The following is a 23,380-nucleotide window of genomic DNA, read 5'->3' as shown; positions in this document are numbered from 1 at the left end:
TACACCGTATTTCATATAAATGTTATTGGCGGCACGGAGATTGCGCTATATTCCCAAAAGCGCATTACGTTGCCCTTAAAAAGTTTTTTAACAGATACCCTGCACAAATGAACACATCAAATAATTCAAAATTTCCACTTGTAGTGATCGTAGGCGGCGGCTTCGGCGGCCTGCAGGTAGCAAAACAACTAAAGGACAAACCTGTAGACGTTTTGATGCTGGATAAGCATAACTACCATACTTTTCAGCCCCTCTTATACCAGGTTGCTATGGGCAGCCTCGAATCGGAGTCGATAGCTTTCTCATTAAGGAAAAATTTTGCCAGTCAAAAGAACTTCAGGTTTAGGATTGCCGAAGTAACCAGGGTTGATGCCGATAACAACATGCTCGAAACCACTATAGGCAATATAGCTTATGATTACCTGGTGATTGCTACCGGCTCAACCACTAACTTTTTCGGCAATAAGGATATTGAGCATTACTCCATGCCAATGAAGTCGATCCCCGAGGCATTGAACCTCCGGTATTCTATTTTGCAGAATATTGAAGAAGCCCTGCTTAAAGTAGGCAAGGCCGAACGCGATCCCTATCTTACATTTGTGCTTGTAGGCGCCGGGCCAACCGGTGTGGAGCTTGCCGGCTCATTGGCCGAACTCCGTAACCACGTTTTAACAAAAGATTACCCGGAACTAAAAAAAGAGGACATGAAGGTTTACCTGGTTGACTTTTTACCGAAAGTGCTGGGGCCTTTCTCCGACCAGGCATCCAACGCAGCCCGCACCTTCCTGACCAATATGGGCGTTGAAGTGCTAACCGGCGTAAAGGTGGAAAGCTACGACGGCGAGGAAATAAAATTTGAAGGCGGTAAAACCATCCGCACCAAAAACGTGATCTGGAGCGCCGGGGTTATGGGCGTTGTACCCGAAGGCTTTGATAAAGATGTTATTGAACGTGGAAATAGAATAAAGGTGGATAGTATCGGCCGCGTTGCCGGCTTTAACAACGTATTCGCAATTGGCGACGTTGCAGCCATGATCACCGATGAAACCCCTAAGGGACACCCCGGCGTAGCGCAGGTAGCCATACAAATGGGCCAGCACGTGGCTAAAAATATCATTCATATCATTAACGGCGAACAAACCTCACCGTTTAAGTATAACGATAAAGGCTCATTGGCAACTATTGGCCGCAATAAGGCGGTGGCCGATTTGGGCAAAGTAAAATTCCAGGGATTTTTTGCATGGCTTGTATGGATGTTTGTGCACCTGATATCGCTTTTAGGCGGCCGTAATAAGGTGATTGTATTCATTAACTGGGTATCGAGCTATGTAACCTATAATGGCGGTACGAGACTTATTATCCGCAAATTTGAGCGTGAAGGCTTAACTGAGGATCAGCATTTGCCTAATACGGTTGATTAGCTTAAGTCCGGAGTCTAAAGTCTCGGGTTCTAAGGCTTAAGTCAAAAGTTTTAAGTTGGAAGTTTAGCGTTTTCTAAACTAAATTGATGACTTTTGACTTAAGACTTAAAACCTAAGATTTCCAAAAATGAGCATCAAAATAACCGAATGTCCCCGCGATGCCATGCAGGGCATTCATGATTTTATTCCTACCGATATAAAGGCCGAATACATTAACCTGCTTTTACAGGTGGGCTTTGATACGATAGATTTTGGCAGCTTTGTATCACCCAAGGCTATCCCCCAGTTACAGGACACAGCGGAGGTATTAAAGAAACTCGATCTGAGTAATACTCGCTCAAAGCTATTGGCTATTATAGCCAACTATCGCGGGGCAGAAGACGCGGCTAAACATGAAGAGATCACTTACCTTGGTTATCCATTTTCCATATCCGAAACATTTCAGCTTAGAAATACAAACTCAACCATTGAGCAGGCTTTTGAAACCGTACAGCGGATAAAGGAATTGAGCCATAAAAACGGCAAGCAATTGTTAGTTTATCTTTCCATGGGTTTTGGAAACCCTTACGGTGATGAATGGAATACCGGCATCATTGAACACTGGGCAGAAAAAATGACAGCAGAAGGAATAAAAAACGTCGCTCTTGCCGATACCATAGGTATTGCGGATGCAGAACAGATCAGTGGCATTTACCCCAACCTTTGCCGTTTATTCACCAATACCGAGTTTGGCATTCACTTGCATTCCACTCCTGATACATGGCAACCTAAAATAGCCGCAGCCTACCAAAGCGGTTGCAAGCGTTTCGATACCGCAATAAAAGGCTACGGAGGCTGCCCAATGGCCAAAGACGATCTCACAGGCAATATTGCCACCGAAAACCTGATAGGCTACCTTAAAATACAAAATGAGCCCACAGGGCTTAATATGGATAAATTTAAAGAAGCGATGGATTACTCGGGAAGGGTGTTCGCCTGAGCAGAATTTACAGAACTTAAGAAGTTACAGAATTGAAGCTTGCATACCAGGGCAAAGAAATTAATTCTGCTAATTTAAAAATTCTGTAAATTCTGATTCAGACCATTCTTTATGCCGCGGCGTGCTTAGTTGCTTTAGCTGCTTTATTTTTCACCACTCTGTCAAAGTTTTCCATTACCAACACAGCCGCACCAATTAACTCAGCATCAAATCCAAGTTCAGATACTAATAGTTCGGTACCGCCTGCCAGGCGCGGGATACAGTACTTGTGAAGGGCTTGTTGTATCGGGGCCATCAGTATCTTGGCAACTTTAGCCCCGCGACCACTTAATACAATGATGGCGGGGTTCATGATGTGGATAAGAATAGCGAGGGCCTTCCCTATTTTATAACCCGCGTCCGACAGTAGTTCAATAGCAAACTGATCGCCGTTATTGGCAGCTTCTATCAGGGCATCGCCCATCAGTTTGGAATGATCTTCCCCGTTGTATTTTAAACTGGTTATACGGCCTTTTTTGATGCCTTCGATGGCTTTACGGGCCACAACCAGCAACGAGGCTTCGGCTTCGAGGCAACCGCGCTTACCACATTCGCAAAGGGAACCGTCTTCGGACAGAGGGATATGGCTTAACTCCCCGGCAAAACCATTATGACCGCGAAACAGTTTACCGTTTACGATCATTCCCAAACCAATACCCCAGCCCAGGTTAATGACCATAACCTCCTGCTGTGATTTGGCTATACCAAATTTTTGCTCGGCAAGTGCTATAAGGCTCGAATCATTGTCAATATAAGTGGCGATGCCTGTTTTTGAAGTAAGATAGGCTGTTAAGCTTTGTCCGCCGGCATCAAGGTAAGTGTAATTGATACCTTCGGTGATATTTATAAATCCCGGCATACCTATACCTATGCCTGCAATTTTATCTTTAGGGATGCTGCTATGTGCAATGTAACTATTGATCCTGTCAACCAATGTGGGCAAAGCTTCGGGGTTATTAAGCAGTTTAAGCTCAAAAGTGAGCATATCGGCTACCGGATTATTCAGCAGATCAAACATCTGGATACGGGCGGTGAGCTGATCGAGCGCGATAGCTAAAATATGCATAGCGCTTGACTTTACCGAATACATTAACGGGCGACGGCCGCCGCTCGAAGGGGCATACCCCTGTTCAACCACAAAACCCTCGTGCATTAACTCGTTTATAGCTTTGGCTATAGACGGAATACTTTTATCAAATAACTCACTTAATCCGGCACACGACATGGCCTTATTAAAATAAAGCCTTTTAATGATCATATTTTTTAACTGGCTGCCCTTTACCCCTTTATTCGTAAGTTCCATCAACAATTATTATAGTTTGGTTTATAACAGGCAACACCTTAGTGTTCTGAATTTTATAAAATTAAAAATAAAGTCAATAAGTACAACTGTAAATATTACAGTAAACCTGTTGTATGTATATGGACACCATTAATGTGCCTTTTGCCTACAACGCACAAAAATATCTATTATATTGGTGTACGATATAAAATATGCGAAAGTTTTGATTAAAATTTACCATCCCAGACTATTTGAGCCCAATAACTCACTACGGCAGCAGCCAAAACCGCCACCCGCTCCAGTATTCATCATACTGCGATCTAAAATCTTTTAAATGCCGCGATAGTGGTAAACCGTATGAAACAGCAAAAGCATTATACATTGGCTCATCACTGAAATTAACAACACCTTTAGTTCTTAAATTATAAACTTTATATCCCGAATCAACCGACATGCAAAGGTTATCGCCTTTTAAAAGATAGGTATCCACATGGATTTGTTCACTTTTCCCTTTAGGCACAAAATAAGCAAACTGGTCGCTCTCCTCCATAGCTTCTCCATGCCCCAAAGGGATCCGGGATTCATCACCAAGACCATGATCGCCATAATAGGTAAAGGAAAACACCATTAATGATATACCTACAATTTTATAAACTGCAAATACACTGAGCCATTTAAAGTTGGTATACTTTTTCTGTACTTTTAAAAACAGCATCCATAAAAACCAAATTACCGGGGTATAAAACAACCCAAGAATGGATGATTTAATTACAACAAACAATAAATGGAGCAGCGTAGTCATAAGGTGGTTTAATCTCTTTCAATTTGCATTAACATCCAGCGCTGCTCCTCCAGGTCGGCAGCACGATAGCGGGTACCGGGGAAACCATATTCCAATTCACTTAATATCCTTGCACCTTTACTTTTAGCAGTTCTGTAATGCTGTTCAACATCATCGACGTACACCAAAACCCCGCTAATAATATATGGAACAGTGCTCCATTTTGCGGCGATATTACAATTTTGAGCGTGATGTAATGGCCCCTGATAGTGAGGCGAGGGTTCGGCCAGCATAACCAGGCTTTCGCCCAATTTGAGCTTCCCATGAGCAAGGCGATCAGCCGCATCCGTCATCCGCATATTTTCAGTAAAACCAAAAACATCGCATAACCAGTTCATGGCCGCAATACCATCTTCGTAGGCAAGCATGGGGATTATTTGTTGAATTATGTTCATTAGTTTAAGCCTGCTGCTGTTATCAGCATTAATTAAAGGTAAACTATTGCGGTCTATTTATCAAAGCCGCTTATTTTTCTTCCAATTGCTTTTTTAGCTTAGCTATTTCATACTCCAATTTAAGCACATATTCATTTTGCGGTGCGAAGGCTTCTTTAATTTCATCAACGGTATACCGTGGAGTAATATGCTGCGGACAATTCCAGTCAAATGCTTTTACATCGAAAACGAGCATTCTTTCTGGCGTATGTTTGTACTCAGCGGGATCAATAAGGTCAAACAGTTCGGGATTGTCGGCAAGTTCAACAATACGGGCATCAGCATAGATCTTGAGCCTTGTTTTATGCGGATAATCCATCAAAAATAAAGACACCTGCGGATGTTCCATTACGTTACCAACCGAAATGTACTGCTTGTTGCCCCTGAAATCGACCACGCCAAGCGTATGGTTATCTATCACTTTAATAAAACCGGCCGGCCCTCCCCTGTGCTGAATATATGGGTAGCCATTCTCGCCTATACTGGCCGTATAAAAACTGTCGCGGCTTTCAATAAATATTTGCTCAGATTCCGTAATGCCATCCTTATCCGCCATTAGGCTTTCCATACGGGCATAACTACTGCGGCTGCCATATTTTTCCTGGAGCTTTTTAACGCCATCTGTAAAAGCAAAGCGTGCAAAATTCATAATATAAAAATTTTAAATGGATAAAATACTTATGCCCGCCTTGCGGTGCAAGGCGGGCATAAAGGTGTAAACTAAATTATAAATCAGGAGAAATTATTTTACCAGTTCAGGAATCGCAGGCCAGTCAACCGGTACCTGGGTTAAGGCGTATACGTAGTTGGTAATGGTTTTATCGCCAACGGCTACTGCTACGTCGATCAGGTTAGCCTGGGTATAACCGGCAGCATAAAAGTTTTCAACCAGTTGATGATCGGCATGGCCTTTATTTTCGGTAATTGATTTGGCTACTTTAACCAAAGCATCAATTTTGGGATCAAATGAAGCTGAACCGCCACGGATCTCGACGATCTGATCATCAGTGAAACCATTCATTTTAGCGATGGCAGTGTGAGCGGCAGAACAGTAAGCACAATCATTTACCTGGCTTACTATGAGGTTTACAGCTTCTTTTTCTTTAGCACGTAATGATGTTTTACCGTTTGAAAGAGTTATATAGTTAGCAAGCGCATGATCTGAAGTTGCAAAAACTGCAAACAGGTTTGGCACGCGGCCCACTACTTTTGTTAATGTATCAAATATGGCCTGGTTTTCTGAAGTTACTTGTTCTCTGGTTGGAATTGCGAAAGTTTTCATTTTATGTGGTGTTAATTTTGTTGTTTTGAATTAACACTACAAAGGTGGCGACTTTCGCCCCCCTGCGGAATGGGCAAACTTCCCGGCTTCTTGTAATTATTTCCCTTCGGCCACCAAAACCTTATTATTTCTGAAATCGGTGGGTGAAACCGAGGTGTGTTTTTTGAAGAAATTGCTGAAATAAGCCGCATCTTCAAAACCAAGTTCATAAGTTATCTCCTTGGCCGATTTATCGGTATAGTACAACAACCGCTTAGCCTCAATAATAAGCCGCTCCCGTATCACCTGTAATGGCGACTTATGATTGTATAATGCAAAAAGATTGGAAAGCGTTTTGGGCGATTTATTTAATTGCTGCGCGTAATAGGCAACAGAATGATGTTCGCGGTAATTATTCTCTACCATTAAGTTGAACTTGCGGATAGTACCAAACTTTTCGTCAGCCAGCGCCTCTTTATGCCCACTGTGGGCCTTGGCGAGGCGGGTTACGATAATGATAAGCCGTTTTAACAGCATCCTGAGCATATCTATCTGGATATTATCTGCCGTTTCAAATTCTTCAATGAAAATATCAAGCAAGCGCTGTAGTTTAAACTGTATGGTTGCGTCGAGGGTAACAAAAACCTGCTCCGAGTTACCATAAAAAAGGAAGCCCACACAGCTTACTTCCTCGTCATGATCTACAATGCAATAAAAATCGCGGTTAAACTGCCAGGCTACTATATCTTCCGGCCGTTCAAAACGGAAGGATTGGTTAACCATCAACGGCAAAATGGTATTGGGCAAAAAATCGTAATCCACCTCATCGATGGTTACGATTTGCTTTTCACCCCTGTTCCAGGCTATGGTAAGATATTTATGTTGACGATCGCGCGTAAAAAACATCCTGTCGAAATGTTTCTCATTGATAAGCAGCAGCAGATCGCCGCCTGTGGATTGTTCTGTAGCTGATAGTTTCATTTTTGCGTGAAAGCAAAGATATTTAAATGCAGTAATTAAGCATCAGCAACCACGGGTTTATCACATCCCGATGACCAATCATGCTGAATATTGGTCATGAGTAAAGCATTATCGAACTCAACAGAACCTTTGGGGAATATGGTTTCATCCTCGAAAAAACTTGATTTAACCGAGCTTACTTCGAGCGCCTGTACTTTCCAGTTATCGGTATATAACACTAACCCTTCATACTTATTGCCATTGGGTGAATATCCGGTTACCCCGGCCTTAAAGAAATCAGAAGCTACATCAAGCGTCCCGAATATCGAATCCGGATTGAGTTGATCAGCAACTTTTGCATCCACACTAATCGCCGTTCCGTCCGAACTGGTGAAAGCCACGTGATATTGGTCGTCGTGCTCATTAACGTCAAATTTGGCATGATAATGCCTGCCGGGAAATACCCTGCCGCCGGCAACCGTATTAAATAAAGATGATGTATCTCTGCGCTGAATATAAACCCCTTGTTTTAATTCTCCATTTTCGTGCCATTCAACGGCAATGCGATGCGCACCATTTTCAGACCCAACTCCTAAAAAAGCGGGCATTCCCTTAGGTCGCACCTTTTTAAGCCTGATCAAACAGATCCCGGCTATAACCTTGCCATTAAAAAGCTGGGGGCTGAAGGGCGGCGGTACCATTTTTTTAGCTATATCCGCATCTACTGTAAAGTTTATTAATATACGTCTGTCAATTATACCGGTAATTTTCGGAATCTTCATAGGATAAATGTATGATGCTTTTTGTTGTTTGAGTGACCGAACGCAGATTATTTTGTCTCAATTAATCGCATAATTTAACAACCGCTTAACATACTTCATCAAACATTCATTCAAAAAAGGGAAATTGCCATTAATTGTCTGCAGCTATTGCATAAGGCAACTACCCCTATTGATTTAAAAATGGCTATTACCCAATTCCTCGACCAGCATCAGGACGCAGTGCAGGTTGCTTTATACGCTTTTATTATCTGCTCACTGTGGCTGATGGAAGTTTGCATTGCCTCAGGCATAATTTCGGTAAAAAAACGCTGGAAGCACAATAAAACCAACCTGCTGTTCATTTTCACAGCCCTCCCTATCCAGCTATTACTTACCACGATTGTTTTACTCATAGTTGGTTGGACCAACGCACATCATTGGGGGATAATCAATTACATACCCGGTCACCATAATAAATGGATTTACTATATAAGCCTTTTCATGCTGCTTGACCTTTGCGAATATGTTTATCATGTAGTGATGCACAAAGTAGATCCGCTTTGGAAATTTCATCTCGTGCATCACAGCGATCTTCATGTTGACGTTTCAACCACGGTACGCGAACATCCCGGCGAAACCTGTGTACGTACCTGTTGTTTAATGCTTTGGGTATTTATTTGCGGCCCGGCTATTAGCGTTTTGGTATTAAGGCAAACCTTTCAATCATTATTTAATATCCTGGCCCATACCGAATTCAGGCTTCCCCGCAAGGTAAATAAAGTAGTTGGCTTGATTTTCATAACGCCTAACCTGCACCATGTACATCATCATTATGAATTACCGCATACCGACCGCAATTACGGCGACGTGCTAAGCATCTGGGACAGGCTTTTTGGCACTTTTGGCGAACTGGAACAGGAAAACACCTGTTTCGGCATTGATACCCACATGGATAAAAGCGTTAACGGAAGGTTTGTAAATATTCTGAAGATACCTTTTCAGAAACTGGAAAGGCCGAAAAAGTAAAACGCTTAAACGTACCTTACTCCATTTGGATCAATTCAGCTTTTACCTGATGCCAATCCGGCTCTGTCTCCCTTTCCGACAGGTCGATCATTAATAGGTCACCCGCATGATCAGTGCAGTAAAATGCAAACCATAGGGCATCGGCTAATCCATCATTATGCCAGGTGGTTATTATATCATCAATTGGTAGATGGCCTTCAACTACGCCTACGTTGCGGAGAACTATTATTTCGTCTATGTAATCGTGTAAAAATTCGCCATAACTACCGGTACAACAAGCGTAGCATACATCGTGATCTATCGCTTTGCAGGCTATATCATCAAGTAATGTTTTATCTTTTTTGTCAATATCCGCAACTAATACCCACTTTTCACCGGGAATATTCTTCGTCCAATCCATATCCAGACGGTGCTTTTGATAATACAATTTCCGATTATTAATTGTTATTACTTCATTCATAGGCTGACGGGGCAGTATGCCCTTTATTCATCTTCCCCAAAATCTTCCATAACGGCAAAATATTCTTCCCATTCAGGGTCGTCAATAACCGTGATGTTAATGGGGAGTTCATCAAATTCGGATAGGGCATCGTTTAACCTCTCGCCTGCTTCCTCGATATCGGTGGTATACCAGGCCCACCAGCGTTCATTTTCGCCGGTGAATACAAATGCCAGGATACTTTGATAATCATCCTCAAGGATATCCACCAATGCGTCCTCTACCTGCTCCATCAGCAACATTTCATCAGCCGGAGGCAGTAACGATGGATCAAATGATTCATAACTCCAGGTTACATCCATCCGCTGCAGGTAAACACCGGTTTCAAAAAAGTTTGATAAATTGGGCCTGTAACGGACCAGCAGCGGGATATCGTCATCGGATACGGCTTCAACCGATACCCAGGTATCGTCTAAGATCATACGTCTGTTTTTTTAAGGTTTAGCAGGGACGTTTTTACAGATAAAATACTATAGCAGAACGATACGGATTTATAATTATTTTAGTCCTCAATAACAAATGTTTTAGCTACCGCCAACTTTCCGGGTATAAAGATAATCATGCCAGACAAAATCCGGTTCATTTGTTCAAAAAATCATTCATTAAGCCCCTTTCTTAATGAAGAACAGACTTACGAAGTTTTTAAAAACTTCGTAAGTCATAAACATCCTTTTTACTCTATCTCAAACTCTTTCTTCAGTTTAATATCAACCGATGAACTGCCTATCATCACCATAAACTTACCAGGCTCAACCGTCCAGTTCATATTTTTATCCAGCAGGGCCAAATCATCGGGGTGCAGGGTAAATTGCACTGTTTTCTTCTCGCCGGGATTTAGCGTAATGCGATCAAAGCCACGCAGATCGTACTCGTAAGTAGTAACGCTGCTTACCTCATCCTTAAGGTAAAGCTGTACCACATCATCGCCTTTGCGCTGCCCTGTATTGGTTACATCAACGCTAACCTGTATAAGTCCCTGGGAGTTACTTTTTTCGGGCGATACCTGCAGGTTGCTGTATTCAAACGTGGTATAACTTAAGCCATAACCATAAGGGTACAAAGCCCCTTTCACACTTGTTTTACCCCAGCTATTTTGCCCGCCCTGTTCGGCTTGCGACGAGGGTTTAAAAGGGAAATTATACTCCAACTGACCGGTTGTTTTTGGGAAAGTGATCGGCAACCTTCCGCCGGGATTGTTATCGCCAAACAGGGTTTCAGCAATCACCCGCCCGCTTTGTACACTGGGAAACCAGGCTTCTAATATGGCCGGTACATATTTATTTTCCCAGTTGATGGTTAGCGGCTGCCCGTTGATCATCACCATTACCACAGGCTTGCCGGTGGCTTGTAATGCCTGAATCAGTTTTAATTGCCTGCCGGGAAGGTTCAAGCCGGTACGCGATAAGCTTTCGCCTACACGGTCAACGTCCTCACCTACCACCGCAATCACAATATCCGACTGTTTAGCCTGTGCCACCGCCGAATCAATTCCTGCCTGCTCCTGCGCAGTTAATGGCGTTTCAATGATCTCGCTTTCGGGCCAGGTGGCGTCAATCATATCGCAGCCTTTAACATAGCTTACTTTAGCGTCGTTGCCTACGTAATTTTTAACGCCGTCAAACACCGTAATAACCGGGTTATGCGATGGGCCATACCTGCTCACAGCATAGTTGGTTTCTTTAGCCAGCGGACCGGTTACCAGGATATTAGGATACTTCTTTTTGTCTAACGGCAACAGGTTATTGGCGTTTTTAAGCAGTACCATCGATTCGCGGTTCATTTTGAGACTCATGGCCTTGTCCGCATCGGTGTGCACTATTTTATCTGCAGCTTTAGGATCTTTAACGTAAGGACTGTCAAATAAGCCCAGCCTGAATTTCACTTTCAATACCTCGCCCACACGGGTATTAATAATTTTCATAGAGATGCGGTTCTCTTTGATCAGCTCGCGCAAAGGCATAATGAAAGTTTGCGGCATAGTGAAGTTGGTGCGTACGTTAAGCCCGGCTTCCACCGCCTGCCTTACGGCTTCCTTATAATCTGCCGCTACATGGTGTTTAGAGTACAGAAACTCAACAGCCTCACTGTCGCTTACCACATAACCATCAAATCCAAATTGCTGGCGTAAAAGCTGGGTTAAAAAGTAATAACTACCGGTTATGGGCACACCATCCCAGTCATTATAGCTACTCATTACGCCCATAGGATGCGCCTCCTGGATCACCCTGCGGAAAGGATATAAATACAACTGGTGCATTTCTCTCGGTGCCACATGCGGATCGGTACGGGCGCTGCCGTCACGGCCTCCTTTAGGCACGCTGTACACAGCAAAGTGCTTAAGGGTTGAGGCTACGCCACCTTCCTGAATCCCCAGCACCATTTGCTTGCCCATTTCGGCAATATGAAAGGGGTCTTCACCATAACATTCAACTACACGGCCCCAGCGCTGGTCACGGGCGGGGTCAAGTATAGGCGCATAAACGTTGGTATATCCGAGGGCTTTAGCCTCGCGGCCAACGGTTTTACCCGCCTGATACACAAGTTCTTTATCAAAGGTACTGCCTATGGATATTGGCGCAGGCAGTGGCGTGGCCCGGTCATGGTTAAGGCCGTGAATCCCCTCGTTGGTAAAATCAACCGGAATTCCTAAACGGGTTTCCTCAACAAACCATTTTTGGATGGTGTTGATTGCCGAAGCATGTTTACTGAACGGGTATGAATATTGCGTGGGCGCATCGTCGGTATGCGAGGTAAGGTTATTCAGTTCCTCGTCGATGTTGGCGATACCATCTTTCCAAACTTCATTTTTCCAGTTGGGTACAGGCATTTCATCTTTTAAAACGCGTTTATAACCATAAAGGGTAGCCATTTGGCAGGTTTTCTCTTCAACAGTCATCTGGCTTACCAGGTCGGCCACACGCTTATCAATGGGTTGTGAGGGATCTTCAAACACATCCATTTTGCCGTTCTTATTAAAATCTATCCAGCCTTTGTGATAGATATTTTTTTCCTGTGCCGATGCTGCAAGGCTAAAGCTGATAGATAAAGCGGATGCCACAAATACCCGCGGCAGATAGTACTTAATTCTCATGAGGTTGTATTGGAGTTGGAACTTCAAATATATAAACCTGTGTGGGGTGCAGCCATGCCCGGGGCCGTATATTTTAACTATATCGTTTGAGTGACGAGGTTTAAACCCGCCACTTGCATAGTAACAACCTTAATCTAATCCAATTCGGCATTTGCGTACCTTCTAATTTTAACGCTTATCATTTATGGCATCTGCCGGGAAGGCCGCGAGATAACGGCAGCTATTATGTAAGGTTTGTTTGCAATTGCGGATTATATAATAATTGGCGTTTGCAGCTATTTGATAATATATATTATCAAAACTCCATGGCATGATCTTAACGGGCATCTGCCCAATCAGCTTCGGTAAAGGCTGGATTTATTTTATAATCGTTATAGGTAATGCTGCTTTTTTGCGCACCCTCTGTTTGTAATTCGGCGGCAGGGAAAACAATACCATCAACAGTTTTAAAACCGGTAAAAGCCGATATCTGCACCAACGAGCCTACTTTAGTACCTTCGCCAACCAACTGATTTTTATTGTCTAACACGGCAAAACTGGTTATGCCGTCAAAACTATAGCTCACTATCATCACGTTATTTTTACCCTCCTGTGCCTTAACATTTTGAATATGGTCGAGGTTCTCTTTCCTGAATAATAACGCTCCTGAACGGAAACCTTGTTTCAATTGCGATATGCGGGAAGATGAAAGCGGTTTTTTATCGCCGTTACGCCATTGCCAGCCATTATCACCTTCCATTTGCTCAACCTGCAACAACTTCCCACCTTTGCGAATCTCAGAGCGCACACGATGAGCGGGCAGGTCAATCTTAATAGTAAAATCGAAGCCCGTCATTGTAGCGGAGATCTGCATGGTTTTAATTGCATTGAGCTTTGCACCGCCATGAACTTCGGCAGCCTTGTTTAATAAACCCGCAGCATCATTATCACCGGTTTCAGCTGCCTGATTTCCGGCAGTTGTTTTGGCATTGCCGGAAGACCCGGATGTTGTTTTAGATGAGGATGACGCGCTTTTGGGTGCTTTGTCCTCCATAAAATAAATATTGCCGTCAATGGCAGCCATCACCGGTTTTTCACCGGGGCGGCAAAAGAAACTATGCGTTTCGGTTTTACCTGTATTGTAATTTAGGGTAAGTACTCCATCTTTAATTGTATAGGTACCTGCCCCGCTGTCTTTGCGACCTCCGCCACCTCCTATGCCTTCACCGGATACCATGGTAGCTGAAGAACTATTTTGGCTAAAATTGCCCTTACCATCAAAATAAAGACCTTTTGAGCCCGATGTGCCAACAAATACCTGCCCGGTATTCCCGCCTCCCATGCTACTTGCATGTGTAAATTGATAATAACCGGCAGGTACCCTATCGGCAGTATTGAGCTTTAAAATACTGAAAGAACCTGCATCGATATCGCCGTCAGATTCAATTTTATATTCCTGTTTGGCGCCTTTGAGATACTGCAGCTTGAGCGTACTGCCCTGTACCTGGTAACGGCCTGCAACATGTGTTTTCCAATCGGGCTTTTCAAGCAAATCGTTAAAAGTACCATCGGGCCTTAACTGGAAAACAACATCACTGCGGCCCATGCCTCCCCCCATAGTAACAGGTAGGGTTATTTCAATACCGGCGTAAACACCGCTTACATTTTTTGTTTGCGCGCCGGCATTAACACCAGCAAAAAGTGTGATAAGCAAACCTAACATAAAAGCTTTCATAGTATCGGCAGGAAAAAATTCTACGATTCAGATTTAACTATCAACTCCTGCACGATAAAAATGTTTTTAGCCTAATGATAAGGTTTTGTTAAATTTTACCGGCCGACTAATACTTTAACGCAGTCTTAAAAAAACCGACAGCCAAGCTGTCCACCTGTAAATGTATAGCATGCCTGTTAACCGACGGATCATCGGTGAAATATATTGGCGCTTCTTTTTTAACTGCATCAATTGCTTCACCAAGCATTACGTAGTGGCCTGTTTTGCCAGGTAGCTCGATATACTTAGATTTGCCAATCAGCTGATGATAATGCCTCGCATTGGTTTTAACCGGGGCTATGCTATCACTTTGCGAACCTACAATATACAAGACGCCTTTAATATCAGCTACCTGCTCTTTACGGGTAAAACCAAAGCCTAAGGCAGGTGATATGGAAAAGAATGCTTTGATTCTTTGATCTTTTAGCGGGGGCACATGTTTGGAATCGGCGATCATGGAGCTATCGTCCAGTAATTTTACCAAGCCCGGAAATTCGGGGATTTCCAGCTCTTTGCGGCCTGTGGTTTTGTAATAGTTGCGGGCCTGTTCAAAATCAAGCTTTGCACCGGCCAGGGCGATCATGGTATAGCCGCCAAATGAAAACCCGGTTGCGCCTATTTTTTGCTGATTAATAAGGGGGCCAATCTCGGGGTTATTCAGTAAGGATGTAAGGGCGAAGCTGATATCCAGCGGACGTTCCCATGGCTTAACAAATTCAAGGGGAATTTTATGATCATAGGTGTTGCCGTAATGATCGACAGCAGCAACTATACAACCGCTGTTTGCGATGGCCTGGGCCAGCCACTCCAAAGTTAACCGGCCGCCGCCTGTACCATGAGAGAGCAGGATAAGCGGCAGTTTATTTGCCGGAAGCTTACCATTACGGACCGTTGGCTGCCTTAAAAAGGGCGAAAAATGTTTATCTGCAGGCTTCAACGTATCAGCAGTTGGATACCAGATTTCCGTTACCACCGGGCGGTTACGACTTTCATCTTTAAAATCGAGGGTGCGTTCGCCTAAGTTTTGGGCAATCGCAAGATGGCCTGATAGCAAGATTATAATAATGGTGAAGATTTGTTTGCACATAATGTTTAGCGTTTATATCACAAAACAAGACATTTAGCGATTCAAAAAGATTGACAATAGTCAATAAATCACTTTTTTGATTTAAGGCGGCTCAGGGTTTCCTGCGAGATGCCGAGGTAATCGGCAACAATTTTATTAGGTAACCTTTTAATGATCTCTGGTTGGGTTTGCATTAAGATATTGTAACGGGCTTTTGAATCCATAGTGATGAGGCTTTCTATCCGTTGGATGGATGCTATATAATCAAGTTCGAGACCTGTACGGTACAGAGTTTCAAAGCCGGGGATCTCCTGAAGAAGCAGGTCGCGATCCGCATAGGTCAACACCAACAGTTCGGACGGCTCGGGGCTTTGAATAGATGCAATAGAGGGCTCTTTTAATATAAAGCTGGGGAATGCGGTACCCATCCGCCCTTCAAATATTAGGAACCGGGTTGATTCATTGCCGTCATTATCGGTTAAGAATACCCTAAGGCATCCTTTTACCACAAAATATAAATGTTTTGCGATGCTTCCCTTTTCAACCAGGGTCTCGTTTCGTTTGGTAAAACGGGTTTTAAAACAATTTGCAATCAGCCGCTCATGTTCAGGCGAGAGGATTAATTTACCTTCAAGATGTTGTTTTAAAGCAGGATGCATAGCTGCAATTTATGCACTTAGCATTGGGTTGACAAATTCCTGATCATTTTAAACTGTGAAGACTTATGAAGTTTTAGAAACTTCGTAAGTCTGGGTCTGCAACATATAAGGGATAAGCACAGTGTGCTGCTAAGTGAGCAGCTTATTATACAAGCTGTAATTTTCGTTATCGAAGCAGACAAATATCACTTTCTCAACTACCTCGTTATCTGCCAAAAAATCTTTAACCGTTTTAACAGCGATTGCCGCAGCCCTGTCCTTTGGAAAATGATAAATACCGGTACTGATATTAGGAAAAGCTATAGTATGTACATCGTTTTCGGCGGCAAGCTTCAAACTATTTAAATAAGCGGATTGCAACAGTCCGTCCTCGCCTTTTTTACCGCTATTATAAACAGGACCTACGGTATGGATCACGTATTTAGCAGGCAACTTACCGCCGGTTGTAATTACAGCTTGCCCGGTTTTGCAGCCGCCCTGCCGGGCTACTATCTTACGACAATCTTCCAGAATCTCCGGTCCGCCGGCGCGATGGATAGCGCCATCGACACCGCCGCCGCCCATGAGCGAGGTGTTTGCCGCGTTTACAATGGCATCAGCTTTAATTTTTGTGATATCGCCCTGTACTAATTCAATAGTGCCCATAATATTTTAAATTATAGCAAATAAACAAACAGGAAAGTGTTTTGCTTTTAGAAATAAAGTTGCACCATTTTACGCCAGTAACGGGCGCGGTGTGCTTCCTCGTGCCAAATATACAAGCTGTTTTGGATGCCTTTGCTGGCCAATACGGTGCTTAGGTATTTATTATCTTCCAAAAATGCATCCTCCTCGCCCACGGCCAGGATAATTTGGAGACGCTTGATTTGGTCAATAATTTCGGGGCTATGCAGGTTATTTAAAAACTGGTTAGGCATATTGAAATACACATTCTCATCGCGGTACCCATCTAACAGGTCGCGGAAATTGCCCATAGCCTGGGTAATGTCATAGCGCCCGCTCATACCTACTACTTTCACAAATACCAAGGGATGTTTAAATGCTATGTTAACCGCATGATAGGCCCCCATGCTGCAACCTGCCGAAATAATTGAACCGGCGGCGTTAAGTATTTTCATTAAGGGCACTACCTCCTGTAAAATGTATTGCTCATACTGCAGGTGCCTTTCCATGCGATGGTAAGGATGACTGAACTCATTATAAAAGCTTTCCCGGTCGATGCTATCCACACAGTAGACCTGCAGGTGACCTGCCTCAATTTTACTGCGTAAGGCTTCAATTACTTTCCAGTCTTCATAATCATAAAACCGGGCTGTGCGGGTGGGAAAAAATAGAACAGAGGCGCCCGCATGGCCAAAAACCAGCAATTCCATATTGCGCTGAAGCGACGGACTGAACCACTTGTGGTACTCTCTTTTCATCTTTTAAACCGCTGAAAGATGACAAATGCGTGTAAACCCTATATTAAGCTAATTTGATACTTTGTGGCATTCGCTGTAAAACAGCTTTTTTCCACAAAGCGTAACCGGCGCTGCTCAAGTGCAAACCATCCTTATCATAGTATTCTCGTATTGGTTTACCGGAAGCATCTATCATCTGATTAAATATATTGATGAACTGCCAGTTTTTATGGCGGTGTATTATCTCGTTTTCAATTAAGCTATTGGTGTACCTGTACTTTTCAACAATAGGCCAGCGGGCAAGGCTTGGCTTAAGCGATATATAATAGCAGGGAATATTACCAAAAAGCCGTTCAACCTCAACCGTGAGCTGCTTAAAAAATATAAAAACTTCTTCGGGATTGCGACCATCGCCAAGATCATTATCGCCCGCGTACACTACAATGGATTCGGGGTTATAAGAATGCATTATACGTTCAAAAAACCATACACAGGCAGCCAGTGTAGAACCGCCAAAACCCAGGTTAACTGGTTGCATGTCATCAAAATCAGCATCAAGCGTATTCCACAAACGAATGGATGAGCTTCCATAAAAAATTACCCGCGGCACATAATCAAGCTTGGTTCGCTTAATTTCCAGCTGCTTCACATCCTCTTCGTACCAGATCATATTCTTCTATAGTAGGGCCGTATTAATTTAAGCGCTAAAGATAATACAATAGCCCTAACTTAATATAACGATGATTAACAATGGTATTAAAAATGTAAAAATGACTATTATTCTGCCGCTTCTTCGCCTTTGGCGCCCAGCTCAACAATATCACCCTCTTTAAAAAGGATAGCCTGCAGTGTAGTACGCCATACCGGTTTTTTGCGCAGTAAAAACTCCAGGTCCATACCAAAGTGCTTAAACTCCTCCTGCTGTGCGTTTTGCATAATGGCTTTGGCCTGGTTATCTTTCTCGACAGAAATCCGCTGTTCGTACCAGTTTATAGCCTCAGCCTCTTCGGTTAATGAAACTATCATCCGGGCAAAGGTGCGGGTTTCGTCGGATAGCTCATTTGCCGGTTCGTGATATTGATCAAATGACATAATACTTTTTTAAGGAGATAAGTATTATGTAAACGCTTTTGTTTTAAGTGTGTAAGTATTTAGAATGGTTATTAAGCCACGTGTTTCCTGATTTTGATATTAACCAGTTTGGATGTTGGCGTATTGCTTTGTTCTGCAACGCTGTTGATCGGCACCAACACATTGGCCTCGGGGTAATAGGTAGCTGTATTCCCTTCGGGAATGTTGTAAGGTACAACTACAAACAACCTCGCTACCCGCTCAACACCATCATCATAATTAAACAGGTCAACTTTTTCCTGCGCTCTAAAACCGGCATTTTTCATATCGTTTTCGTTCATCAAAATTACCCGGCGCTCATTGTGAATGCCCCGGTAGCGGTCGTCAAGGCCATATATGGTGGTGTTAAACTGATCATGACTGCGGATGGTTGCCATATGGTATTCATCAGCCGCCAGTTCATGCTTTGGCAACGGGGCGATATTAAAAGGCACAACAGCTCCATTTTTTTCGGTGATAAACTTACCCTCACGGGCGGCATTGGGCAGGTAAAAACCGCCGGGCAAACGTACCTTTTGGTTATAATCCTCACAGCCCGGAATGACTTTGGCAATCGCGTCGCGCACAGCGTCATAGCTTTGAGCATATTTGTCCCAGTCGATAACCGAGCGGTTACCAAATGTAGCTTTGGCGAGGTTGCATACAATCTGGTTCTCGTTCATCAGATGTTCAGATACAGGCTTCAGCATCCCTTTTGACATTTGAACAACCCCCATGGAGTTTTCACAGCTTATAAACTGATCCTCGCCATTTACAACATCTTTATCACTTCGTGATAGTGTTGGCAAGATCAAAGCTTCTTCACCATGAACCAGATGGCTACGGTTTAATTTGGTTGATACATGTACCGAAAGTTTAAGTTTACGCAAGGCCTGTGCCGTAAACAGGGTATCCGGCGTAGCCGAAAGGAAATTGCCGCCCATGGCAAAAAACACTTTAAGTTTGCCTTCGTCCATAGCTTTAATAGATTCAACAACATCATAACCATGGCCCCGCGGCGGCTCAAAACCAAAAACTTCCTTGAGTTTATCCAACTGCTTCGGTTTTGGCTTATCCCAGATCATCATGGTACGGTTACCCTGTACGTTGCTATGACCACGCACCGGACACAAACCGGCACCGGGTTTACCAATGGCGCCTTTAAGCATGGCCAGGTTCACAATTTCTTTTACGGTATCCACTCCGTTTTTATGCTGGGTGATGCCCATAGCCCAGCAAATAATGATGCGGCTTTTATTTTTAAGCAGATCAACCGCCTGCTCAATTTCATTCACTGTTAAACCGGCGGCTTTAGCCAGGTCATCAATCTTGTATTGGTTCAGGCTGTCTAAAAAGGCAACGTAACCAGTAGTGTTCTTTTTAATAAATTCATGATCGAAGACACTGCCGGAATTTTCCCGCTCGGCTTTATATAGCAGTTTTTCCATGGCTTTTAGCAAAGCCATATCACCGTTTATTTTTACCTGCAGGTACAGATCGGCCAATTGCGTTTTGATACCTAAAATGCCTTTTACCGTTTGCGGGTTTTTAAAACCCATTAACCCAGCCTCATGCAAGGGGTTTACCGCAATGATCTTTGAGCCTTTCTGCTTGGCCTTTTCAAGCGCGCTAAGCATCCGGGGGTGATTGGTACCAGGGTTTTGCCCCATGATAATGATTACATCGGTATCGTAAAAATCATTAAGGGTGACGGTCCCCTTGCCAATGCCAATGGTATCTGCAAGGCCAACACCGGTACTTTCATGGCACATATTGGAGCAATCGGGCATGTTATTGGTACCAAACTCGCGCACAAATAGCTGGTACGTAAATGAAGCCTCGTTACTGGTACGGCCGGATGTATAAAATGCAGCTTCATCAGGCGATGCCAAAGCGTTGAGCTCATCTGCTATCTTTTTAAAGGCAAAATCCCAGCTTACCGGTGTGTAATGTGTAGCTCCTTTGGCCAGATATACTGGTTGGGCTATGCGTCCCTTTTTCCCTATCTCATAATCGTTAAGTTTGGCAAGATCCGCTACCGAATTTTCAGCAAAAAAATCACCAGTGAGCTTTTTGGTAGTAGCTTCTTCGGCAAGCGCTTTGGCTCCATTTTCACAATATTCGGCGATGGGCGAACGGTCGTCATCCGGGTCGGGCCAGGCACAGCCAGAACAATCAAAACCGCTCTTTTTGTTCATATGAAACAAGCCTTCCATACCTCTTGCCAGGCCTGCTTCCTTTAATATATCAACCATAGCCACTGTAACAGCAGGGATACCCGCCGCCCAGTCTTTTGGATGTGTTATTTTCAGGTCGAGTAGCTCCTCAGGATTCTCTGCTGCCGGTCCTTGTTCTGCTTGCTTGCTCATGGCTTTTTAGCTGCTAAGGGATTAGGATAATTATCGCTTTGATCTTCGGCGACTTCATCCAAACACGTAAAATCTTTTTCAACCAGTAAATGCAAACTGCCGTGTTTACCTTCGTAACCTACCTTATCGTCGTCGGCAAAGCCGGTGGCCACAGTTTTTGGCACATATAGTGTTATGGCATTCTCCTTATAGGTTGCCGAAAGATGCTCATCATCAACCAGTCTCAAAGCATAAATAAGCTGCTGACTGCCAAAATCGACGGTTTCCTGAACATAACCTTCTTCGGCCAGTTTGGCTACATCAGTTTTTGTGAGCCTGTATCTTAATGAATTACCTTTTATCCTTATTTTCATTGGTATCAATCAGTTTACACCGATGGTGCCGTTAGTACGGCCTCATCGGGGACCATTACCCGGTGCGCGCCCGCGTAAATATTAAAGCGCTCATCGCGTAAAAAGCCAATCAGTGTAATATTAAATTCGTTTGCCAGTTCTATAGCCAGGCTTGACGGCGCACCTACTGCCGCAATAATACTGATGCCTGCCATCGCGGCCTTTTGAATAAGCTCAAAACTCGCCCTGCCGCTAAGTAACAATACTGTTTGCTGCAACGGCAGCCAGTTATACATCATAGCAGCACCTATCAGCTTATCTAAAGCATTATGCCTGCCTACGTCTTCTCTTAATAATAACAGTTCACCCAAAGGAGTAAACAAAGCCGATGCATGCAAACCGCCCGTATCATCAAATACCCGCTGGTGCCCGCGCAAAATCTTCGGTAACTGATTAAGTACCAAATTATGGATCACATTGCCATCATCTGCCCCGGCGGCAAAATTGCTTACTGTGCGAATAGCGCTGATAGAACCCTTTCCGCACACACCGCAACTGCTTGTGGTATAAAAATTCCGTTCGGTATTTTGAAGGTACGGCAGTGCATCTTGTTCAAGTGTTACCAGCATGGTGTTCTCCTTGTTTTCAGCGCAGGTTATAAAGCTGTGTTTAGCTGATTTTATCTCATCTGCATTTTTAATAATGCCTTCGGTAAAAAGGAAACCGGTTGCCAGTTCGGCATCATGACCGGGGGTACGCATAGTTACAGAGATATTACGTAACTCTCTGCCATCTGCAGGACCATATTGCAGTTTAATTTCAAGTGGTTCTTCAATGGCTATGCTATCCTCCTCCCTTGCGCTTCGGTTAGCGTTAACTTTTACAACCGGGATATGAATAACTGATGGCGAAGACATATTCAAAGATACAATTTATGGCATAGTTTGTTTATGCAAGTTTATATGCAGAAGGCAAGTTTAAGTCCCTTCGTTTGAATTGTTTTTGAGGCAAGCGTCTGCAAAACAGCCGTTAACTTAGCCCGGCAAGGGGTTAACAGGAATTCGAACTATTTTACACTATTTAATTTACAATCAATTAATTACATTAAAAACAGCATTAACACATGTAAACCCCAACAAGGTTAATCCTCCAAGCTTATTTTTTTGTTTAGGTTCAAACCCGGAGGTTTGGACCCGCATAATGAACTTACATATGTTGATTTGTTAAATTTAAACCTGCTGCTCGTTTTGTAAGCTAATTTGAATATTTTTGAGATATGAAGATCAACATACTGGCTTTTGGAGTGGCTAAGGAGATATTTGGAAGCAGCGAAGTTAGCCTGGAAATGACCAACGATGCAACTATCTCCAATTTAAAATACCTGCTTGAGCAACAATACCCGCGTTTAAAGCAGCTTTCATCATACATGCTGGCTGTTAACAACGAATATGCCCTGCCCGGCGATACTATTCACGAACGCGACGAAATAGCGATCATTCCGCCGGTAAGCGGGGGATAATCAGTTTGCAGTTTTTAAGTAGCAGTGGCAGTAAACTTTTTAGCGGCAGTTTACAGTTTTTAGTGGGCAGCTTGCAGTAGTATTTTAGGACTTACCCTCAATTTCATCAATATTAAACAATCAACTTAATATAGAATGGCCATCAGAAGCGCAACGCTTGCCGATCATACTGCAATATCAAATTTGCTAACACAATTGGGCTATCCAGGCACTGAAGATTTTTTGCCGGGGAACCTTGAACGAATGTTAGAGCAACCTTCATCGAAGGTTTTGGTTTATGAAGATGAAGGTAAGGTTGCAGGTTTTATCGCCATTGATTTTTTAACTCAACTGGTTGTTAAGGGTGATTTTATTCGCATCAGTTGTTTTTCTGTTGATGAAAACACCCGGGGCAAAGGTATTGGTAAGGCTCTTGAGGGTTATATTACCGAACTTGGCAAAGAACGTGATGCCGACAGGATAGAGGTGCACTGCCATACACGCAGGACCGACGCCCACCGGTTTTATTACAAGCAGGGTTATACTGAATCGCCCAAATACCTCATGAAATCATTGGCAGATAAAATATAGATTTGCAT

General features: G+C 43.4%; 25 protein-coding genes. 5 read left to right on the top strand and 20 right to left on the bottom strand.

What is annotated here, in order from left to right:
• The first annotated feature begins 107 nt into the window (after positions 1-107).
• On the top strand, positions 108-1,421 hold the full coding sequence (locus ACP26M_RS04010; RefSeq protein WP_426586391.1) for an NAD(P)/FAD-dependent oxidoreductase: 1,314 nt from the start codon (positions 108-110) through the stop codon (positions 1,419-1,421).
• A 127-nt stretch (positions 1,422-1,548) separates the two neighbouring features.
• Complete coding sequence (locus tag ACP26M_RS04005; RefSeq protein WP_426586389.1) at positions 1,549-2,400, top strand: hydroxymethylglutaryl-CoA lyase; 852 nt, start codon at positions 1,549-1,551, stop codon at positions 2,398-2,400.
• A gap of 109 nt (positions 2,401-2,509) precedes the next feature.
• On the opposite strand, the gene ACP26M_RS04000 is transcribed toward ACP26M_RS04005, so the two are convergent.
• The 7 genes from ACP26M_RS04000 to ACP26M_RS03970 all read right to left on the bottom strand — a co-directional run bounded on the left by ACP26M_RS04000 (position 2,510) and on the right by ACP26M_RS03970 (position 7,999).
• Positions 2,510-3,742, bottom strand: coding sequence for an ROK family protein (locus ACP26M_RS04000; RefSeq protein ID WP_426586387.1), 1,233 nt, complete (start codon positions 3,740-3,742; stop codon positions 2,510-2,512).
• Between the two features lie 247 nt (positions 3,743-3,989).
• Positions 3,990-4,523 carry a hypothetical protein gene (locus ACP26M_RS03995; RefSeq protein WP_426586385.1) on the bottom strand — a complete coding sequence of 178 codons (534 nt, stop codon included), beginning with the start codon at positions 4,521-4,523 and terminating at the stop codon, positions 3,990-3,992.
• A gap of 8 nt (positions 4,524-4,531) precedes the next feature.
• Positions 4,532-4,957, bottom strand: a complete 426-nt coding sequence (locus tag ACP26M_RS03990) for a VOC family protein (protein ID WP_426586383.1) — start codon at positions 4,955-4,957, stop codon at positions 4,532-4,534.
• 70 nt (positions 4,958-5,027) lie between these two features.
• Positions 5,028-5,645 (bottom strand): pyridoxamine 5'-phosphate oxidase family protein, encoded by a 618-nt coding sequence (locus ACP26M_RS03985; protein WP_426586381.1) that lies wholly within the window; start codon positions 5,643-5,645, stop codon positions 5,028-5,030.
• Positions 5,646-5,738: 93 nt separating this feature from the next.
• Positions 5,739-6,278, bottom strand: coding sequence for a carboxymuconolactone decarboxylase family protein (locus tag ACP26M_RS03980; RefSeq protein ID WP_426586379.1), 540 nt, complete (start codon positions 6,276-6,278; stop codon positions 5,739-5,741).
• A 96-nt stretch (positions 6,279-6,374) separates the two neighbouring features.
• The gene (locus ACP26M_RS03975; protein ID WP_426586377.1) at positions 6,375-7,238 is read right to left on the bottom strand and encodes a helix-turn-helix domain-containing protein; all 864 of its coding nucleotides are present in this window, start codon (positions 7,236-7,238) and stop codon (positions 6,375-6,377) included.
• Positions 7,239-7,273: 35 nt separating this feature from the next.
• Positions 7,274-7,999: a DUF2071 domain-containing protein gene (locus tag ACP26M_RS03970; RefSeq protein ID WP_426586375.1), complete on the bottom strand. Its 726-nt coding sequence runs from the start codon at positions 7,997-7,999 to the stop codon at positions 7,274-7,276.
• A gap of 180 nt (positions 8,000-8,179) precedes the next feature.
• On the opposite strand from ACP26M_RS03970, the gene ACP26M_RS03965 reads away from it, so the two are divergent.
• On the top strand, positions 8,180-9,004 hold the full coding sequence (locus ACP26M_RS03965; RefSeq protein WP_426586373.1) for a sterol desaturase family protein: 825 nt from the start codon (positions 8,180-8,182) through the stop codon (positions 9,002-9,004).
• Between the two features lie 16 nt (positions 9,005-9,020).
• Here ACP26M_RS03965 and ACP26M_RS03960 read toward each other — a convergent pair whose 3' ends face one another.
• From ACP26M_RS03960 to fdhD, 13 genes are all read right to left on the bottom strand, one after another.
• Complete coding sequence (locus ACP26M_RS03960) at positions 9,021-9,404, bottom strand: DUF7684 family protein (protein WP_426586371.1); 384 nt, start codon at positions 9,402-9,404, stop codon at positions 9,021-9,023.
• An 83-nt stretch (positions 9,405-9,487) separates the two neighbouring features.
• A complete protein-coding gene (locus tag ACP26M_RS03955) occupies positions 9,488-9,925 on the bottom strand; it encodes a DUF695 domain-containing protein (protein ID WP_426586370.1) in 438 nt (145 codons plus the stop codon).
• A gap of 251 nt (positions 9,926-10,176) precedes the next feature.
• Positions 10,177-12,594 carry a glycoside hydrolase family 3 N-terminal domain-containing protein gene (locus ACP26M_RS03950; RefSeq protein ID WP_426586368.1) on the bottom strand — a complete coding sequence of 806 codons (2,418 nt, stop codon included), beginning with the start codon at positions 12,592-12,594 and terminating at the stop codon, positions 10,177-10,179.
• 316 nt (positions 12,595-12,910) lie between these two features.
• On the bottom strand, positions 12,911-14,308 hold the full coding sequence (locus ACP26M_RS03945) for a hypothetical protein (protein WP_426586366.1): 1,398 nt from the start codon (positions 14,306-14,308) through the stop codon (positions 12,911-12,913).
• A gap of 106 nt (positions 14,309-14,414) precedes the next feature.
• Positions 14,415-15,434: an alpha/beta hydrolase family protein gene (locus ACP26M_RS03940; RefSeq protein WP_426586364.1), complete on the bottom strand. Its 1,020-nt coding sequence runs from the start codon at positions 15,432-15,434 to the stop codon at positions 14,415-14,417.
• Between the two features lie 68 nt (positions 15,435-15,502).
• Entirely contained in the window at positions 15,503-16,072 is a 570-nt protein-coding gene (locus ACP26M_RS03935; protein ID WP_426586362.1) for a Crp/Fnr family transcriptional regulator, read from the bottom strand.
• Positions 16,073-16,201: 129 nt separating this feature from the next.
• Positions 16,202-16,717: an O-acetyl-ADP-ribose deacetylase gene (locus ACP26M_RS03930; RefSeq protein WP_426586360.1), complete on the bottom strand. Its 516-nt coding sequence runs from the start codon at positions 16,715-16,717 to the stop codon at positions 16,202-16,204.
• Positions 16,718-16,764: 47 nt separating this feature from the next.
• A complete protein-coding gene (locus tag ACP26M_RS03925) occupies positions 16,765-17,493 on the bottom strand; it encodes an esterase family protein (RefSeq protein WP_090526459.1) in 729 nt (242 codons plus the stop codon).
• Between the two features lie 43 nt (positions 17,494-17,536).
• Positions 17,537-18,142 (bottom strand): GDSL-type esterase/lipase family protein, encoded by a 606-nt coding sequence (locus ACP26M_RS03920; RefSeq protein ID WP_354484065.1) that lies wholly within the window; start codon positions 18,140-18,142, stop codon positions 17,537-17,539.
• A gap of 107 nt (positions 18,143-18,249) precedes the next feature.
• A complete protein-coding gene (locus tag ACP26M_RS03915) occupies positions 18,250-18,564 on the bottom strand; it encodes a hypothetical protein (RefSeq protein ID WP_426586357.1) in 315 nt (104 codons plus the stop codon).
• Positions 18,565-18,635: 71 nt separating this feature from the next.
• Positions 18,636-20,951: an FdhF/YdeP family oxidoreductase gene (locus ACP26M_RS03910; protein ID WP_426586355.1), complete on the bottom strand. Its 2,316-nt coding sequence runs from the start codon at positions 20,949-20,951 to the stop codon at positions 18,636-18,638.
• The gene (locus ACP26M_RS03905; RefSeq protein WP_426586353.1) at positions 20,948-21,304 is read right to left on the bottom strand and encodes a DUF7009 family protein; all 357 of its coding nucleotides are present in this window, start codon (positions 21,302-21,304) and stop codon (positions 20,948-20,950) included. Before ACP26M_RS03905 ends, ACP26M_RS03910 begins: the two co-directional genes overlap by 4 nt.
• Positions 21,305-21,318: 14 nt before the next feature.
• Positions 21,319-22,200 carry a formate dehydrogenase accessory sulfurtransferase FdhD gene (gene fdhD, locus ACP26M_RS03900; protein ID WP_426586351.1) on the bottom strand — a complete coding sequence of 294 codons (882 nt, stop codon included), beginning with the start codon at positions 22,198-22,200 and terminating at the stop codon, positions 21,319-21,321.
• 359 nt (positions 22,201-22,559) lie between these two features.
• Between fdhD and ACP26M_RS03895 the strand changes: the two genes are divergently transcribed.
• Both ACP26M_RS03895 and ACP26M_RS03890 read left to right on the top strand, forming a co-directional pair.
• Complete coding sequence (locus ACP26M_RS03895) at positions 22,560-22,802, top strand: MoaD/ThiS family protein (protein WP_090526447.1); 243 nt, start codon at positions 22,560-22,562, stop codon at positions 22,800-22,802.
• A gap of 135 nt (positions 22,803-22,937) precedes the next feature.
• Complete coding sequence (locus ACP26M_RS03890) at positions 22,938-23,372, top strand: GNAT family N-acetyltransferase (protein WP_090526445.1); 435 nt, start codon at positions 22,938-22,940, stop codon at positions 23,370-23,372.
• Positions 23,373-23,380 lie beyond the last annotated feature (8 nt).

Origin of the sequence: Mucilaginibacter sp. R-33 (genome assembly GCF_049949235.1) — a bacterium.
Classification (GTDB): Bacteria; Bacteroidota; Bacteroidia; order Sphingobacteriales; family Sphingobacteriaceae; genus Mucilaginibacter.
The sequence above is the reverse complement of the archived record's forward strand: the minus strand, read 5'-3'. Positions and strand labels throughout refer to the sequence as shown.

What these genes read in the sequence shown, in the direction of transcription:
- ACP26M_RS04010 (WP_426586391.1), top strand. Translation starts at nt 108, where the DNA reads ATGAACACATCAAATAATTCAAAATTTCCACTTGTAGTGATCGTAGGC.
- ACP26M_RS04005 (WP_426586389.1), top strand. Translation starts at nt 1,549, where the DNA reads ATGAGCATCAAAATAACCGAATGTCCCCGCGATGCCATGCAGGGCATT.
- ACP26M_RS04000 (WP_426586387.1), bottom strand. Translation starts at nt 3,742, where the DNA reads ATGGAACTTACGAATAAAGGGGTAAAGGGCAGCCAGTTAAAAAATATG.
- ACP26M_RS03995 (WP_426586385.1), bottom strand. Translation starts at nt 4,523, where the DNA reads ATGACTACGCTGCTCCATTTATTGTTTGTTGTAATTAAATCATCCATT.
- ACP26M_RS03990 (WP_426586383.1), bottom strand. Translation starts at nt 4,957, where the DNA reads ATGAACATAATTCAACAAATAATCCCCATGCTTGCCTACGAAGATGGT.
- ACP26M_RS03985 (WP_426586381.1), bottom strand. Translation starts at nt 5,645, where the DNA reads ATGAATTTTGCACGCTTTGCTTTTACAGATGGCGTTAAAAAGCTCCAG.
- ACP26M_RS03980 (WP_426586379.1), bottom strand. Translation starts at nt 6,278, where the DNA reads ATGAAAACTTTCGCAATTCCAACCAGAGAACAAGTAACTTCAGAAAAC.
- ACP26M_RS03975 (WP_426586377.1), bottom strand. Translation starts at nt 7,238, where the DNA reads ATGAAACTATCAGCTACAGAACAATCCACAGGCGGCGATCTGCTGCTG.
- ACP26M_RS03970 (WP_426586375.1), bottom strand. Translation starts at nt 7,999, where the DNA reads ATGAAGATTCCGAAAATTACCGGTATAATTGACAGACGTATATTAATA.
- ACP26M_RS03965 (WP_426586373.1), top strand. Translation starts at nt 8,180, where the DNA reads ATGGCTATTACCCAATTCCTCGACCAGCATCAGGACGCAGTGCAGGTT.
- ACP26M_RS03960 (WP_426586371.1), bottom strand. Translation starts at nt 9,404, where the DNA reads ATGGATTGGACGAAGAATATTCCCGGTGAAAAGTGGGTATTAGTTGCG.
- ACP26M_RS03955 (WP_426586370.1), bottom strand. Translation starts at nt 9,925, where the DNA reads ATGATCTTAGACGATACCTGGGTATCGGTTGAAGCCGTATCCGATGAC.
- ACP26M_RS03950 (WP_426586368.1), bottom strand. Translation starts at nt 12,594, where the DNA reads ATGAGAATTAAGTACTATCTGCCGCGGGTATTTGTGGCATCCGCTTTA.
- ACP26M_RS03945 (WP_426586366.1), bottom strand. Translation starts at nt 14,308, where the DNA reads ATGAAAGCTTTTATGTTAGGTTTGCTTATCACACTTTTTGCTGGTGTT.
- ACP26M_RS03940 (WP_426586364.1), bottom strand. Translation starts at nt 15,434, where the DNA reads ATGTGCAAACAAATCTTCACCATTATTATAATCTTGCTATCAGGCCAT.
- ACP26M_RS03935 (WP_426586362.1), bottom strand. Translation starts at nt 16,072, where the DNA reads ATGCATCCTGCTTTAAAACAACATCTTGAAGGTAAATTAATCCTCTCG.
- ACP26M_RS03930 (WP_426586360.1), bottom strand. Translation starts at nt 16,717, where the DNA reads ATGGGCACTATTGAATTAGTACAGGGCGATATCACAAAAATTAAAGCT.
- ACP26M_RS03925 (WP_090526459.1), bottom strand. Translation starts at nt 17,493, where the DNA reads ATGAAAAGAGAGTACCACAAGTGGTTCAGTCCGTCGCTTCAGCGCAAT.
- ACP26M_RS03920 (WP_354484065.1), bottom strand. Translation starts at nt 18,142, where the DNA reads ATGATCTGGTACGAAGAGGATGTGAAGCAGCTGGAAATTAAGCGAACC.
- ACP26M_RS03915 (WP_426586357.1), bottom strand. Translation starts at nt 18,564, where the DNA reads ATGTCATTTGATCAATATCACGAACCGGCAAATGAGCTATCCGACGAA.
- ACP26M_RS03910 (WP_426586355.1), bottom strand. Translation starts at nt 20,951, where the DNA reads ATGAGCAAGCAAGCAGAACAAGGACCGGCAGCAGAGAATCCTGAGGAG.
- ACP26M_RS03905 (WP_426586353.1), bottom strand. Translation starts at nt 21,304, where the DNA reads ATGAAAATAAGGATAAAAGGTAATTCATTAAGATACAGGCTCACAAAA.
- fdhD (WP_426586351.1), bottom strand. Translation starts at nt 22,200, where the DNA reads ATGTCTTCGCCATCAGTTATTCATATCCCGGTTGTAAAAGTTAACGCT.
- ACP26M_RS03895 (WP_090526447.1), top strand. Translation starts at nt 22,560, where the DNA reads ATGAAGATCAACATACTGGCTTTTGGAGTGGCTAAGGAGATATTTGGA.
- ACP26M_RS03890 (WP_090526445.1), top strand. Translation starts at nt 22,938, where the DNA reads ATGGCCATCAGAAGCGCAACGCTTGCCGATCATACTGCAATATCAAAT.